The following is a 15,926-nucleotide window of genomic DNA, read 5'->3' as shown; positions in this document are numbered from 1 at the left end:
GTTACGCTTCGCTAACGCACCCTACGGGTTGACACAGTACCTTTATAATCCAGTCCGCGCAGGCGGACTTGGTTTGTGTAGCCGTGACTTTGAGTCGCCAGGGCTTCTTGATATACGGTGCGGTGCGTTACGCTTCGCTAACGCACCCTACGGGTTGACACAGTACCTTTATCATCCAGTCCGCGCAGGCGGACTTGGTTTGTGTAGCAGCGACTTCGAGTCGCCAAAGCTTCTTCTCAATCCAGCATATCTCCAATGATCTGAGACATTCTTTCCCCCCACTTATCCCAGTTCAAACGCTGATCATATTCCCGGCGACAAGAGTGAACCAACTGCTCATAGCGATTCGGTTCTGAAACGATATCGGCGATTAAACCAGCATACTCCGCTCCTGACGCCGAAAGCGGTAACATATAACCATTTTCTCCGGACTTAACTATCGTTGGTATACCACCCACATCCGTAGTCAACACGGGTAAACCAAACGCATTGGCTTCACAAATCACAATGGGTGAACATTCAGCACGAGTGGGAAAAACAAAAAAATGGGACTGCAGAAACAACTCATTCAGTTTCTGTCGCTGCTGCGGCACATTTTTATTTAAATAAGGAATCACCTTCAGTTTCTCATGCTTAACTGGCGGCACCGTTCCCACAACCACCAGTTCCGCCTCAACCCCTTGTTCAAGTAACGCCGTTAGGGTTTCAAAGACAATCGTTCCCCCCTTCCTCTGCCAATCTTTGCCCACAAATAACAACTGACAGGGTGAAGCCAGTTTTCGAGATAGGGCTTGCTCTGCCAAAGGCGGGTCATCTAAATTTGCCCCCAAGGGAATTATCTCAATTTTAGTTGCATCCGCCTGATAATCCTCGATCGCCGACTGAGCTGCCCATTCTGAGGAATACACTAACTTAGTCGCTTTTGATACCGCTATCTTTTCTTGCCGATCTTTCCATTCGATCTCTTGCTCATCTAAATCTAAAGGATAATATTTTTGATATAATTTTAACGTCGTATCTGAATAATAAATAATTGGTAAATTGGTTTGAAAAAAACTCAACTCCTCTGAAGCAACGGGAGCAAAAAGCAGATCACAATTTCGTTGAATAATCTGCTTTTGTACCTCATAAGCGAATTTGGTATACTCAACCAGGTAATCAGGGGAACCTATTTTCCCAGACGACTTATCTTTCCTTGCCCGGTTCCAAATCTTCCGCCAGCGATAAGGGGTTTGGGGATTGCCTAAATCCACCACCTGAAGCTCTGTTGCTTTTAATGCCCTGTACATCGAGTTGAGAGTCCCCGAAAAGGCATTTCTATCTAAGTAATTACGAGACGAGAAAAATCCAACTCGATGGTTTGGCATTGTTGACCTACCTGAATAGTTTCCGACAAATCCTCTTTATTTTTTGCTCAAACTATAACGCGATTAAGTAAAATATTGTTTAAGGCAAACATTTTTAATAACGGCGTCAGCCTCCTAACTAACGTTTTCAGCCGTTTCCGGCGATGGCTACTCCCACCACTGAGACAGAGGACTGCTATCCAGAATGCGCTCGACTAACTCGATCTGCTCTGGCTCTAACTTCTTATACCATGCCGTCGCGATCGCGGTGGAACTTGATGCACTTTTGGCTATCTCCGCTTCGATGTCCTTTGTCCAGGATAGATGACATTTATCATAAACATGCTTCGCCACCTCAATGGGATTTGCAACTAAATCCTCGTAGACTAGCTGCACATAGTTGGCACGTCCCTCACCTGTAGTATGAATGGTTTCGCTAGCATAGCGCCAATACCACAACTCCGATTCCTCGACAGACATGGCGTCTATATCGCCAAACCGTTCAGCCCACTCCGGTTCATAGTTTATAATCTGCCTAAGGCGTTCCCGGTTATTCTGCTTAACCACCGTAATATCCTGATCCGCCCAATAGCGACGACTCATCGAATTCAAAAATCCACCCGGATGTCGGACAATATGAATCACCAGAACAGTAGGACGATTGCGTAGAACCCAATCCGCCCAGGCTGGCGCCATGTTAATCTTTAAAACAGTCAACGCTTGCTTCAAGGCATCTGGGTGAGCAAACCACCAAGGAACGAACCATTCCGGTTGTCCTAACCAAGGAAACACAGGGGAAAGGAACTGACGTACCCGACGTTTCCCCAGAATCAAACCACCGCCTAACCGACGCACAGGTTCATAGATATGGGACTTCCGACGAGTGCCAATTCGGTCGCGATCGCCCATACTTAAAGAAACTGAGGCAACCGCTTGATCCCACTCAGAGGGAAAAGAATCATCAAGGGGGTATCGGACAGTCGGCGAGGGGAATTGGGCGAGAGGGGAATTTTCCAACTCATTCGGTTCATTGCGACAATGAGTATCGGGGCTAAGGTCGAGGAGGTCGAGTAACCAGTTTGTCCCCGAACGCCCTTGTCCTACGATTAAGATGTAATCTGACATCCTCGCCTCCTTTTCTTGGTTTCACAATCATACCAAGTTACAGTTAAACTGTTCGGCATTTAAACCTTAATGTCAATAATGACGAAATCCTTGTAGTGCGAGCATCTTGCTCGCTACTAATACCCAATTTAAATGCATGATATTATGTCCGGTTGAATACTCACATTTAGTTGGAGACAAGGCAGAGGGCAGAAGGCTCCAGGGCAGAAGGGAAGGAGGAAGGTTGCAAGGAAGAAGGATATTACGGTTATTTAGGCGGACATGATATGACAGCTTAAACAGATCAGGCACATCTCTACACTACTCCTATCTTGCTCCCCTCTCCCAACGTTGCTATGCATTACCCACATTTTTCTTAACATTAGCGAGAGCGATCGCTCTCGCCCTCTCCAACCCCCATTCCTACATAGCAAATTCTCAATAAATTTAAGCTTTTATCAAGAAAGGTTTGTGGTAATTTGTCAAGTATATTGGAATTCCTTGACTTTGAAAGCCTTGTGAAACAAGGCTTTCAGGATTGTTAAGAAAGATGTGTATAAAGGATAGCCCAACGTTGGGAGAGGGGCTGGGGGTGAGGGCGTTTCCCGATCAATTCCGAACGTATGAGCTTAAGTTAATATGGATAGCAAGGTGAGCATGGCAGCGCAAGTCGGTTGAGTCCTTGAAACGTAGGCTCTCGCCTTCTCGTTCGCTTTTGGCGTTTCCGAAGGGTAGAGTATACCCAACTTAGAGAAAGCCTGTTGGGTTTCGCTATTGCTCTACCCAACCTACTTGAACGTTTTGTGCAGAACTGACATGCTCCCCTAGCAAACCTTGCGCCCCAATATGTAAATGTAATGACGTTTGAGGTTTAATCTAGCACTACTATTGCCTCTTTTGGATTAACGCAGACCTTGCCACTAATGGGTGATTACCTCTCATTTTTTTATGAACCTTTGTCCCTTGCAGTACAAATCCTGCTATTCCCCCACTAACCAGTGGAAAGACTGGGTTAAACATACTATTTATCAGATTATCATTCATATACAGCGTTACAGTAACTGCCACCGCAATAGCTGGTGCGACTTTAGGATTAAACCAGTATTGAGCCGGATAACGCCAACACAAGACTACCACAGGTAGCAATAGGGCGGCTGTTATACTGAATATGCCCACTAACCCTCTATTGCCAAAAGTAATCATCCAAAAACTATCAGTGATGGTCAGATCTATAGGTTCTCCCCATCGATTATACTCATACACACGGTTTCGGTTCCATCCGCCCCAACCAAAAATTATCCGCTGCCTTGCCTTTTCTCCCAAAAGTTGCTCCGCATCAAATCGGAATTCTAATGAACTAGCTCGTTGTTCATTGGTTATCTGGCTCACAAAGGAAAGAACCTGATCCTGCTGTTGCGGTGTAAACTGTCCCATGGCTACATAGGATTGGTAGAAAAAGATACCCCCAATCAGAAGTAATAAGGGTAGGGCGGTGCGGAGCCAGCGGGCGGCAAATAGGATAATCAGTCCAAAGCCACACAGCAACAATGCTCCCGTTGATTTACACAGGATAAAAGTAATCAGCAACAGGGGTACGAGCCAACCTATGGGTATTCCCCAGACTTTTTTAATCACCCCGGCTTGCCACAGCCAAATTCCGACTAGGGTCGCTGCCATCATCCACACGCCCACGGCTAAACCGTGCTGCATAAACACTTGCGGTCTAAATCCGCCATAACGCATGGTTTGTAGAAAGCTATGGGGAAAGTAACCATACACCATTCTGTGTAGTTGGGGACTCATGCGAACTTCGTACAAGCATAAAGGCACATAAACCATGCCACCCAGGAAAATGGCAATTGCCAACAGACGCAATCCTTTAAGATCGTTGAAATAGATGCGACCGAGAAAATAAGGAAATCCCCACTGTACCGTTTGACTTAGAGTTTGTGAAAGACCATCATAAAGTCCCAAGCCATTGCTCAGGGATGAAGCTAAAGGACATACACACCAAATTAGCATTGGCAGATCAAGCCAACGGAATTTAAAGGAATGAAAGCGCCCCACATCAAAGATGCAAGTCGCTAGCAAAATGCCATAACTTGCTGCTGATACTCGGTTATAGTCCGGGAAACCGATAAACGAAAATGCTGCTCTCTGGGGTAGAAATAGCCAAGCGCCGATGAATCCAATAACCACTGCCTTCTGTACAGGGAACCGAGTAAACAGGTACAACAGTAGTGGTATCCAGGCAAGCATTGCCAATTGAGCTTGGGGAGTCATTATTTTAGCTTCAAATAAGCGGTAATTGAGCTGTTTTAAGCTTAACAAATACTTTCTAGTTTATCATTGATCAAGGTTTTTATAACATTTACATAACCTAATTTGTATGGGATAAGCTCGAATAAATTAAACCCTCCTATCTGTGATATCAGTCTAAAATCCAATGCTTAATTTTGGAGTAACAAAATCGTTTCCATAGCTTAAATGTAATCTTTCCCAGTCGGGTCTTATTGCATTGAAGCTGAGTCAACTTGATCTGCATCTGCCTATCGAAAGGAACGGTTTGCCGACGCAGCGCATCAGCGGCAATCCATTGTCCAAATGCCTCAGCCGAGTCAAACTTGAGGTTTCTGGCGCTTAGGGCTGAATCGGGTTTTAGACGCCCTGATTTGGTTTTGACATTCATTGGCGATCGCGGATCATCCATATTGTGAGCGTATAGCAAGGGAACCGGATATCCATTAACCAAACCATCCACAGACATGGTAAATCGAGCCACAGGAAGACCATGACGGGTTTTTTTATGGTAGCGAATCAGGTAATCGCGTCGCGCTAGAAAAGATTGCCCCTGAATTCCCATACAACGGAATACCCGTTCACCGGATAACTCTATAATATTGTGTTGGGCAAGGGTTTCGTTCCAATCTTCCGGCATGAAAATCCAGCAGCCTAACATGCCAAACTTTGGTTCTTTGCGGATCATTGGCGCGATTCGCTCCGTCCAACCTTCTGGTAGAAGGATATCATCATCAATCTTACCAATGACATCACTGGTAGCTGTTTCAAAGAACCAGAGACAAGGCTGGTACTGAACAGCATTTTCCGGGTTGAAATGGCGCTTGACCAGGCGGGGGTCGTTGATCGAGGCAATCAAGTCGGCTGTGCCATCTGTAGAGGCGTTGTCCCAGCAATACAAGCGAAAGTCTGACGGATCGGCTAAAAGATTCGGCAGTGTCTTTTCCACATACTCTCGGCGGTTCCATGTAATTAGCAGTAAGTCTACGGGTTGAGACATAGGATACAGAACTCATAGAAACGCCGATTAGGATTTAAGAAGACTCCTTTTGGGTAAGGGTGAGTTGTATTAAAATGTTATCGGTGATACCTTTTTTATAAACGACTAAACCCGCCCCGACCAGTCTTCTAAAGATTTTCTGTAAGCAAGGCGATCGCTCTGGTGGGTACCTTACACCATTTTAGTGTGCTATTCCAGTAGTGGTATGGCACACCGATGAGGTACATTCTCGTCACCCTCGTTTCCTGTTCTGAAAAGGGATTCCCCCCTATAAAACGTTAGAAGCGTCGTTCTAAAACGGCAGGCAACAAAGGAAGCCTACTGGACTGACACAGCTAAAATTGTGGAATAGATTTGACGCTTAAACTGGGCGCAAGCCTTGCGCCCCTACAATTCTAATCTACCATTTTAGGTGTGCCACGACAGTAGTGGACTGACACAGCTAAAATTGTGGAATAGATTTTACCATTGAATCGGGCGCAAAGCTTTGCGCCCCTACGGTTTCGGGGCGTAATTCTAATTCATCAAATAAGGTGTGCCACGACAGTAGAGTCGGTGTAGGAGGACGTAACTCAGTGATGCGAACGTTTACGGCGCTAAAGCGCAACTACGAACCTATGACTTGAAAAGCGCTGTAAGCTAAATGGCGCTGACTCGCATAGACTGGAAATAAATGAATTATAATCGCCATAGCGGTTAGGACGCATCATTTGGTAGAGACGCGCCATGGCGCGTCTCTACAACAGTTCGTTTGTCCTAATTGATGTGTCTACGGCTATAACTCTTTGAACCCGTTTCAACGGGTTTCAGCTTTGAGCCAGTACTTTAGTTGAGGGCTTAAGTCTAGGTCACCATCCACGCAAAGCGCAGGCAAAAACTTTCCATGATTCCACCGCCAGGGGTTGTCTGGCTAAGGCTAAGAGCGCGTGCTTTCTTGCTGTTGCCAGATTACCCGATCTTAATGCCCACCACGTCCATTGACGGTGTAAGCCGCTGATTGACTTGGACGGTTCACTGCTACTATCCGATAGGATGGGCGGTTCCAATCCTCGGCGCTGATGGGCTTCTATTGTGGCTAAATGGGCGCACTGTTTTTGTTCAGAACGCCGAGAGTGACCGACACTCGTGGGGTACAAGCGGAATTTCATCAGTGTGTCTGGCAGATTGGCGAGTTTGCCAACTTCTGCGAGTCTTAAGAACAGATCTCGATCCTGTGCGTAGGTAAATTTTTCCCGATAACCACCAATGCTTTGCAGGACACTACGACGCATCATAACCGCTGGATGACCAATAATCCCAGCTTGACCCGCCATGTATGCCGCATCAATTTCTTCATGAGTGGTTAGTTTTGAGCAGGTAAAAATGGGCATCCCTTCAGGATCAATGACTAACATGCGACAACCAACGGCTACATGGTCAGGATTTTCGTCTAGAAACGCCACTTGTTTGGCAAATCTATCGGGTAAGGCAATATCGTCAGCATCCATGCGGGCAATATATTGTCCTTGAGCATAACTGAGTCCTTCATTGAGCGAAATCGTCAGCCCCTTATGCTCCCGGCTAATCAGTTTAATCCGCTCATCCTGCTTTTGCCACCCTTGCACTATGGACTCAGAGTTATCAGTCGAGCCATCATTGATGATGATAAATTCCCAATCCGTAAATGTTTGACTGAGAATACTTGCTATCGACTCGTTTAAGTAACGAGTGCCGTTGTAGACCGACATGATAACACTGATTTGGGGCGGCATAAGAATGGGGTTAATGATATTTGGCTAGAATTACCATTTTTCCGCAATTTTATACTGAGTTTGGGTTAGCCACGTATTTTATATACTGCACACGATCACAATCTGAGTAAGCTGTCATGCATTTAAATTGGGTATTAGTAGCGAGCAAGATGCTCGCACTACCATCCTTTCGCCATTATTGACATTAAGGTTTAAATGCCGAACAGCTTATTTGTCATAGTCCTGAGCGAAGCATCTGGTGAGATTCTTCACTCCGCTTCAGTTCCTTCGCTTCGCTCAGGACTCAGAATGACAGATTATGACTGTGCAGAGTATAATCCAGTCCGCGTAGGCGGACTACCCTTCGGGAAGGCTTCGCATACATTTGTGTAGCAGCGATTTTAATCGCCGTGGCAAAGAGATTCCTAACGACTGGACACAACTGAATCAAGGAAAGAGAATAACAGACTTTGATTAAGCCGTGCCTCTTCTTTGAGTTTATACCAATTCTGATCACGAATGGATACTTGACGGCGACTACTTTGGATGGCACGGTCTATTTTTTCCATAACTGTATCTTCAGTTACATCGTTAAGCCTGGTGCATTGTGAGGGGCGATCAATCTGTCTGTAGAAACGAGGTGTTTTTTGATGATTGGCAAAGGATTCACAGTAGACACCTAAACCGTAAGCTACGATGCCAACATGAAGCTTGGGGGTTAAAACGGCTGATAATTGAGAAATTAATGCCGTCGTTTCCCATAGTCCATGGAATGGAAATTCTAAACATTGCTTGCCCGTAGAATTCTGAATTATGTGGGCTAAATTGTTACAGGATTTTTGGGATGAATGAATATCCCCATCATCTGAAAAAAGGATGGGGATAACATCTGAAGCTGAAGTCAAAGACGCTAGTAAACTTTTTCTCAATAACTCGGCTTGAGGATTTTTTCTCAGATAAAGGGAGGGTTGATGAATTCCCAATAATACCCTTCCTTTATAGGGGGCTAAGCGTTGAGTCACGACCTCAAGTTCAGCGGTGGGAATATCTGTTTCATTCAATGCCAAAGCCGCATCTGGAGCAACGACTATATGAGAATGAATACCTAATTCTTCTTGTAAAAATTGCTTTGATTCTATGTTGCGAACCGATAAGACTTTGGCATTTTTGACGATGCGTCTGACTTCCTGTCTGACAAAGATATTGGAAAGGGGTCCGGCTTCTACTCCCAGTATTGCATAAGAAATCTTCCGCCACAGACAAATTTCAGCAGGTAATACATGTAGGCGAAAGAATCGTTTACTCCATTTTCCACCAAAAGTCTTATTGCGGTTACTTTCAGGTTCGCCGAAATATCCTCCTCCGGCATAAATTAAAGCTTGCCAACGTTGGCTTTGTTCTAGACCAATAATTGCCTTAGGGAAATGAGTCCTAAAGCTATCTCGATCTGGCTTGGGTACTAAAGGATAGACAATGGTCTGATTGACTTTGCTTTTAATCCAATTCTCAAAAATTTTGATTAGCAGTAAGTCGCCAAAGTTATTATTGTAGTAAGCCCCATGAAGAGAAATCATGACATTTTTGTAGCTGTTATTTCAAAAGTACGGGAAAAATAGTGCAGCGCGGCTTCAAATACTAACCAGTTAACAAGCTCCTTAAAAGCAGCTACATTATGTTCCTTATAGCCTTCTGCCATCTGCCTTCGGACTTCTGCCTTTACTAGCATGATTACGGGCTTTTTACTAATTGACTAACGATTGGACAGCTTACCGTCATATCTGTTGGTCTATTTAGACCAATGGGATAAATCTCGATTTAGAAATTCAGACAGTCTTTGATTCGGTTCCTGGAATCTCTCTAACAACATCTGACGGGTTTCTGGAAGCATTGGCTGAGGGTAGTATTGTTTCTTAACCTGTTCTCCGTAAGCGGTCTTCTTTAACATCTGGTAGATCTGATTTTTCCACGACTGAGGCAGCAACATCCTCATTGAATTCGCTCCTGGAATTTTACGCAAAGGAGCAAATAGCTTGGAACGATGAATATTTTCCAAATGTTGACTTGCTTTATTGGCAGCCACCTCATTTTCTGACATCACATCAATTCCATCATCAATACCAATAAAATTGAAAACTTTTTTCAAGGTATCTTTAGGCTGCTGAACCAAGTCATCCATTAACAGGAAAAGGAATGCTTCCTTAGGAAAAAACTTGAGATATTGTTCTATTTGTAACATATAATTGCTGCCATCTAGGGAAACCGTTGTTTTTTGAATATGCTCTTCAAACGTTTCTTGAAAATTTAATTTGCGATTAGTGCGATTAAGATGTACATAGTAAGAATATGCCCGATCTACTGGATGTCGCATAATGTAAATCATCTTTACATCAGGCAGATGTTTAGCGATACGCGCTGCCGATTCTGGAAACTGCGGATACTTGGTATAGTCTGTTGTTGCCTCACCACAAACTTGATCAGGTCTAGCCCGACTGAACAGTGAAGCATACCAGTCAATTCCTTTGGCATAAATATCATCGCGACTAAAAAAATTAGGTTCTTTGTTTCCTTTTTTGCCCAAAATATCACGATCTTTATATGGGTTATAGAATTGCGGATGCTTACATAAATACCTAAATAATGTTGTTGTTCCGCTCTTAGCAGCACCTATAATTAAGAAGTCAGGTAAGCGCATATTTTTATTTCCGAGAATGTTGAGTTTTGCGTTATGTAAAACGGCTCCCAGGTGCGTGAGGTACACCCAAATGTAGGGGCGCAAGGCTTACGTCCTCCACATCCACACAAGTACCCCATCCTGATGAGAAATGCTATATTACGTGTAAGAACTAACTTGAGCAACTAACAATTCACTTAACTAAGATCAGAATTATGTACAATTAGGCGAAATTTTACTTCTTGAACATAATTTGTCATACCACCACTTATTTATGTTTCCAAAACTACTTCCTGATAACTCCCCGACTTAACCACCCTTCCCTTCTCCAACATATATACGCGATCGCAGTTCTCCACCGTAGACAGCCGGTGAGCAATCACAATCAGGGTTTTCGTCCCCGCCAGAGCGTTAATTGCCGCTGTCACCCGACTCTCTGTCTCATTATCCAATGCCGCCGTCGCTTCGTCCAGCACCAAAATCTCTCGCTCATGATAAATCGCCCTAGCAATGCCAATCCGTTGGCGTTGTCCCCCTGACAAGCGTACCCCCCGTTCACCAACCCCTGTCTTTATCCCATCTGGCAATTGCTCAATCAATTCCTCAAGCTGCGCCGCTTTAATTGCCTTATACAATCGTTCCTCATTAATCTGAGCATCAGGAACACCAAAAGCAATATTCCGTTCGATTGTATCATCCGTCAGAAAAATAGACTGAGGAATATACCCGACCAGATTTTGCCAAGAGCGCAGATTCTCATAGATGGATACACCATCGACTTTAATATCTCCACTCTCTAGCTCCAAAAGTCCTAATATCACATCCACTAACGTCGTCTTTCCTGCTCCCGACTTACCAATTAAGGCAATGGATTCTCCCTTCTTAATCTTAAAAGAAATCTGGTCAAGCGAGAGTTCTGAAGCCCCCGGATAACGATAGGTTACCTCAATCAGCTCTATTTGATTCGCGAAACTCAACAGGTTCCTATCTTTATTTCCCCGCTTAACTTGCTCTTTCGCTGTTGAACCGTTTAAACTCTCTAAACGATTGTAGACTTCTCGTTTCTCTATCTCCTTGAGATCCAAGTAGAGCATATCCAGCGCATGGCTAGACGTTCGCATTTTTCCCATTGCACTAATAAACTGACTGGATGCTGGAATTAAGCGCACTGCCGCCACAGCAAAGACTCCCATCACAGCGGTCAAATCTTGCCCACCCTCAGTAAAGAAAATATTGAACAGAGAAACAAAGAGGACGACAAATACAATTAAACAGGTTTTAATAAAAATGTTCGGTAATAAATTAGACGCTTGAGATAACGTAGCCGCCCTAGCGTATTTGCGAACTTGCTCATCCATTTTATTCTCAAAATAGGATTCACAGCCAATTACTCTGGTCTCTTTCAATCCGCCTAAACCGTGATTGACGGTGCGAATCATTTCTCGCTGAGTTTCAGATTGGGTTCTTCCCCACCGTTTAAATCGATGTCCCAATTTATTGAACAACAGAAATGTGGGTACTAAAATTACCAGAATCATCACCAATAGCAGGGGGCTGCTAAAAGCCATTAACCCCATTAAAACGCCGACCACAATACCGTTCGTTGTAAACAGGAGTAAGGCTAACAAACATCCATTCGTAAACTGATTCGTTTCACTAATAATATTCTTGATGATGTTGGCTGTATTTTGTTTTAAGTAAAATGTATAGGGGGCTGTTAAATAAGCTTTGAGTAATCGGGCGATCAGTCGGCTCTTTTGTTGATGAGTGTATCGGTATACATAGGTTTGAGCAAGGAAATATAACAGGGCTTGAATACAAAAAATTATAATAATGACAAATCCAACGATGGGAATGAATTGCTGAGGTGATTCAAATCCTGACCTTCGATAAGCCCAGTTGAGTACAGTAACACTCTGAATCGATTCTGGGTTGGACGCTAGGCTGATGAATGGTCCTACTAAACCAATACCAAAGGCTTCGAGAATCGAGGTAAAGATAAATACCAATAAGAGGAAGATCAGACTTTTCCGGCTTCCCGTTAAAACATATAAAACTTTGGAAAGATAGTCAATCATCTGGATAAATATTTTTTAGATTAGTGCCTATTTACATGAATTGCCGGGGATGGGGAAGGGCGCAAGTCTATGCTATTTACCTGACCAACCGCCAGCTAGGGGGAAGGGCGCACGTCTGTGCGCCCCTACGGATGACCTTTTTTGATAAACGGGATTTTCTTTGATCGGCAATACACATAGAATGCTGAAGGTGGGTTGGGTTATGACCACACTGTTAGCTTTATGGTGGAAGGCTGTAGCTAAATTCACTGACAGTCGGGTAGGGTAGCCAATTTATCCTATACTCTCCTAATTTTAGAGGATAAATAGCTCAACTGTTAACCTTGTCTGGGAAACACTTTTTGTCACAGAGGGTTGAGGAGAGGGCGACCCGAACCCATTCAGTAGCTGGAGTTGTTAATTAGTGCAAGCGGGTCGCCCCTACCTTACTTTTCACGGTATGTGGTGCAACGGAGGGAGGTAAGTTTTGACCCTTCGCTTCCCTCGATGACATGGCATCTCTGGTGTGTAGGGGCGGGTTTCACGACTATCTTTTCGGTTTCATCCAGATGTGACTAAACCCGCCCCGAATCCGGGTTCTAGATTTTGTAAAAAGTCAGGTCGCCCCTACAGGTTCACCCCAGGTGTTTTTGGGCGACTAACGTAGATCAAACCAATTCTATTTGCGAGTCATCGCCAATCATAAACCGCAACGCCTTAGGACGCCGTGGCGCTACACTCAAGTTTGCTCGTTGTCCAATCACGCTGTCCACAATCCGCTGCTGTACACCAATCACCTTCGCCCCCTGTAAAATCACACTATGCTCTAAGTCGGTATCAACCAGCGTAACCTGGTCAGCTACACTACTATAAGGACCAATAAAACAATTTTCCAGATGACAATTGCTGCCAATCGTCACGGGTCCGCGAATCGTACAGTTGACCACCTGGGAACCCTGACCAATCTTGACCCGCCCAATCACCTGGCTAGTTTCATCTACCTCACCTTGGACAGCGGTTTCTAGCAGGGTATCTAAAATAACCCGGTTGGCTTCCAATAGGTCATCCTTTTTCCCCGTATCCAGCCACCACCCTTGTAACTGAAAAGACTCCACCTTTTTCGGTTGATCAATCAGATATTGAATCGCATCGGTAATTTCCAACTCCCCTCTAGCCGAAGGTTGGATATTCGCGATCGCCTGGTGAACTGTGTTAGAAAATAAATAAATCCCCACCAGTGCTAGATTTGAGGGCGGCACTTTGGGTTTTTCTACCAACTGCAAGACTCGCCCTTCTTCATCCACCTTCGCCACGCCAAATGCTGTGGGATTAGGGACGGTACACAGCAGGGTTAAAGCATCTAGATTTCTTTCGTGAAACCGTTCGATAAATAAGCTCAAGTCACTTTGTACCAGGTTATCACCCAGATACATTAAAAAGGGTGAATCCCCAAGAAACGGCTGAGCAATCTTAACCGCATGGGCTAATCCGGCTGGTTTATCCTGGAGGATATATGTAATCTTAGCCCCAAAGCGATCGCCTGCTCCGGTTTTGCTCTTAACTTCTTCCCCCGTCTCTGGACTAATAATAATCCCGATATCGGTAATTCCAGCAGCGACAATTGCCTCAATTCCGTACCATAAAATAGGTTTATTGGCAACGGGAACGAGTTGTTTTGCTCCTGTATAAGTTAGGGGTCGTAGGCGCGTCCCTTTACCGCCGGAAAGAATCAGTGCTTTCATAAGAGTTGCTGAGATTGGCTGGAGTATAGCTGGGAACTAAATCATTCCCCGACACCCGCCAAGAACTCAAGTTCTTGGCTTATAGCTTAAGTCGTCTCAAGACGACTATACTTTTTATCCAGTCAGCTTTAGCTGACTTTAGCTTTTAGCCTTGGGTTTAAACCCAAGGCGGTTTAATGCTTCTGATCATAAAGTTGTTTCAGCATTCGCCGCAACGCTGTGCGCCAATGGGGAGGATGATTCCCTAATACAGCCGATATCTTTTGAGTCGAGAGAACTGAATAGGCTGGACGCGCTGCTGGTGTGGGGTACTCAGCCGTAGTAATTGGTACAACCTGCTTGACCTGCAACGGGAAGCCAATCTGTTGTGCTTCCTCAAATATAGCCACAGCAAAATCATACCAACTGGTGACACCGCTATTGGTCAAGTGATAGATACCCGTCAAAGGATCGGATTTGAGAGATTGAGCCAACTGCGCGATCGCACTTGCCAAGTCCCCCGTCCAAGTTGGTGTCCCCACTTGATCCACAACCACTCGCAGTTGATCCCGTTCCGCCCCTAGTCTGAGCATCGTTTTGACAAAATTGCCTTTCCCTTGCGCCCCATAAACCCAAGCGGTTCTGAGAATCAGGGCGCGATCGCAGTTTTTTAGCACGCCCTCTTCTCCCAATAGCTTTGATTGACCATAGGCATTGATCGGATCAGGAGTATCGTCTTCAGTATAGGGTGTATTTTTTTTACCGTCGAAGATATAATCAGTGGAAACGTGAATTAACGCCGCCCCCAACTGCTGCGCGGCTTCTGCCATAATCGTGGGCGCTGTACCATTGATCGCATTTGCCCGTTCAGTTTCGGTTTCCGCTTTATCCACGGCGGTATAAGCAGCCGCATTAACAATCACATCAGGTTTAAATTCACCAATAACCTGACGAATTTTATCCGGTTGCGTTAAATCCAACCCCTGACGGTCAACCCCCATCACCTCTCCCAGGGGGGCTAAGGTTTGTTGTAGTTCACTCCCCAGTTGTCCAGCCGTACCTGTGAGTAAGATTCGTGTCATGGATACAGTTCCGCTGTTTTCAAGGATTGTCCAGCTTGGTCTTTTGCCGATAAGATCGGCTCTGTGGTCAAATCCCAATCAATACCTAACTCGGGATCATTCCACAGCAATGTCCGTTCATGCTGCGGCGCATAATAATCCGTGGTTTTATACAAAACTTCAGCCACGTCGGAAACCACCAAAAAGCCGTGGGCAAATCCTGGTGGAACCCAAACCTGATGCTTATTTTCCGTACTCAATAGACAGCTTACCCATTGTCCAAACGTGGGAGAACTTTGGCGAATATCTACCGCCACATCTAATACTGTCCCCACAATAGCCCGTACCAATTTCCCCTGAGGTTGCTGGATTTGGTAATGTAGCCCCCGGAGAACATTTTTGACGGAACGGGAATGATTATCTTGGACAAAGGTAGCGCCGATATTCGCTTTTTCCATAAACGCTTTCTGATTGTAGCTTTCCAAGAAAAAACCACGCTCATCCCCAAACACGCGAGGTTCTATAATGACAACATCTGGAATTTTAGTGGGAATAATTTTCATTTAGCCTTCTGGAGCTATATATCTTTGCCGAAAAGGAGTCGTGCCGGAATTGATAGTACACCTCTAGAATAGAAGTTAACTGAGTCAATTGAAAAGCTACTGAAGTTAAGAAGTGTCAACGACCCGTCGCTAAAAGCGAAGGCTTCTAAAAGCTCAAGTTGACCAGCCTAAGTGCTACGCGCACTACGTTAACGGTAAGTGTTAAAGTTCCTACCTTGGGATGCGTGCCAGTTCTGAGCTGCTAGAACCAAGTGGTTAAACAGGTGTAAAGGGTTAAGCCAGTGCTGCTTGGAAAGTACCGACCGTTAACATTGGCGAGGCAAACATTACCCCGGGAACGGGAGTTAGGGGCAACCATACCCCAAGGGGGAGCAA

General features: G+C 44.9%; 12 protein-coding genes. All 12 read right to left on the bottom strand.

Going from position 1 to position 15,926, the window contains the following annotated elements:
- Positions 1–236 precede the first annotated feature (236 nt).
- Positions 237–1,367 carry a glycosyltransferase family 4 protein gene (locus RIE73_RS04375; protein WP_446400029.1) on the bottom strand — a complete coding sequence of 377 codons (1,131 nt, stop codon included), beginning with the start codon at positions 1,365–1,367 and terminating at the stop codon, positions 237–239.
- Positions 1,368–1,514: 147 nt separating this feature from the next.
- Positions 1,515–2,471, bottom strand: a complete 957-nt coding sequence (locus tag RIE73_RS04370) for a sulfotransferase (RefSeq protein WP_446400028.1) — start codon at positions 2,469–2,471, stop codon at positions 1,515–1,517.
- Between the two features lie 864 nt (positions 2,472–3,335).
- Complete coding sequence (locus RIE73_RS04365; protein WP_446400027.1) at positions 3,336–4,733, bottom strand: O-antigen ligase domain-containing protein; 1,398 nt, start codon at positions 4,731–4,733, stop codon at positions 3,336–3,338.
- A gap of 148 nt (positions 4,734–4,881) precedes the next feature.
- Complete coding sequence (locus RIE73_RS04360; RefSeq protein WP_446400026.1) at positions 4,882–5,748, bottom strand: glycosyltransferase family 2 protein; 867 nt, start codon at positions 5,746–5,748, stop codon at positions 4,882–4,884.
- A gap of 442 nt (positions 5,749–6,190) precedes the next feature.
- A complete protein-coding gene (locus RIE73_RS04355; protein ID WP_446400025.1) occupies positions 6,191–6,355 on the bottom strand; it encodes a hypothetical protein in 165 nt (54 codons plus the stop codon).
- A gap of 241 nt (positions 6,356–6,596) precedes the next feature.
- Positions 6,597–7,499, bottom strand: coding sequence for a glycosyltransferase (locus tag RIE73_RS04350; RefSeq protein ID WP_446400024.1), 903 nt, complete (start codon positions 7,497–7,499; stop codon positions 6,597–6,599).
- Positions 7,500–7,903: 404 nt separating this feature from the next.
- Positions 7,904–9,052 (bottom strand): polysaccharide pyruvyl transferase family protein, encoded by a 1,149-nt coding sequence (locus tag RIE73_RS04345; RefSeq protein ID WP_446400023.1) that lies wholly within the window; start codon positions 9,050–9,052, stop codon positions 7,904–7,906.
- A gap of 212 nt (positions 9,053–9,264) precedes the next feature.
- Positions 9,265–10,254: a sulfotransferase family protein gene (locus tag RIE73_RS04340; RefSeq protein ID WP_446400022.1), complete on the bottom strand. Its 990-nt coding sequence runs from the start codon at positions 10,252–10,254 to the stop codon at positions 9,265–9,267.
- Between the two features lie 167 nt (positions 10,255–10,421).
- A complete protein-coding gene (locus RIE73_RS04335; RefSeq protein WP_446400021.1) occupies positions 10,422–12,227 on the bottom strand; it encodes an ABC transporter ATP-binding protein in 1,806 nt (601 codons plus the stop codon).
- A 647-nt stretch (positions 12,228–12,874) separates the two neighbouring features.
- Positions 12,875–13,948 carry a glucose-1-phosphate thymidylyltransferase gene (locus RIE73_RS04330; RefSeq protein WP_446400020.1) on the bottom strand — a complete coding sequence of 358 codons (1,074 nt, stop codon included), beginning with the start codon at positions 13,946–13,948 and terminating at the stop codon, positions 12,875–12,877.
- Between the two features lie 173 nt (positions 13,949–14,121).
- The gene (gene rfbD / locus RIE73_RS04325; RefSeq protein ID WP_446400019.1) at positions 14,122–15,009 is read right to left on the bottom strand and encodes a dTDP-4-dehydrorhamnose reductase; all 888 of its coding nucleotides are present in this window, start codon (positions 15,007–15,009) and stop codon (positions 14,122–14,124) included.
- A complete protein-coding gene (gene rfbC, locus RIE73_RS04320; protein ID WP_446400018.1) occupies positions 15,006–15,551 on the bottom strand; it encodes a dTDP-4-dehydrorhamnose 3,5-epimerase in 546 nt (181 codons plus the stop codon). The genes rfbD and rfbC overlap by 4 nt, the downstream gene beginning before the upstream one ends.
- Positions 15,552–15,926: the final 375 nt, after the last annotated feature.

The organism is Coleofasciculus sp. C1-SOL-03 (assembly GCF_040220555.1).
Taxonomy (GTDB): Bacteria; Cyanobacteriota; Cyanobacteriia; order Cyanobacteriales; family Coleofasciculaceae; genus Coleofasciculus.
Note: the sequence above shows the minus strand (reverse complement) of the source record. Positions and strands in the feature narration are given on the sequence as shown.

Bases quoted from the DNA above. Each gene is read 5' to 3' on its own strand.
- RIE73_RS04375 (WP_446400029.1), bottom strand. From the start codon at position 1,367: ATGCCAAACCATCGAGTTGGATTTTTCTCGTCTCGTAATTACTTAGAT.
- RIE73_RS04370 (WP_446400028.1), bottom strand. From the start codon at position 2,471: ATGTCAGATTACATCTTAATCGTAGGACAAGGGCGTTCGGGGACAAAC.
- RIE73_RS04365 (WP_446400027.1), bottom strand. From the start codon at position 4,733: ATGACTCCCCAAGCTCAATTGGCAATGCTTGCCTGGATACCACTACTG.
- RIE73_RS04360 (WP_446400026.1), bottom strand. From the start codon at position 5,748: ATGTCTCAACCCGTAGACTTACTGCTAATTACATGGAACCGCCGAGAG.
- RIE73_RS04350 (WP_446400024.1), bottom strand. From the start codon at position 7,499: ATGCCGCCCCAAATCAGTGTTATCATGTCGGTCTACAACGGCACTCGT.
- RIE73_RS04345 (WP_446400023.1), bottom strand. From the start codon at position 9,052: ATGATTTCTCTTCATGGGGCTTACTACAATAATAACTTTGGCGACTTA.
- RIE73_RS04335 (WP_446400021.1), bottom strand. From the start codon at position 12,227: ATGATTGACTATCTTTCCAAAGTTTTATATGTTTTAACGGGAAGCCGG.
- RIE73_RS04330 (WP_446400020.1), bottom strand. From the start codon at position 13,948: ATGAAAGCACTGATTCTTTCCGGCGGTAAAGGGACGCGCCTACGACCC.
- rfbD (WP_446400019.1), bottom strand. From the start codon at position 15,009: ATGACACGAATCTTACTCACAGGTACGGCTGGACAACTGGGGAGTGAA.
- rfbC (WP_446400018.1), bottom strand. From the start codon at position 15,551: ATGAAAATTATTCCCACTAAAATTCCAGATGTTGTCATTATAGAACCT.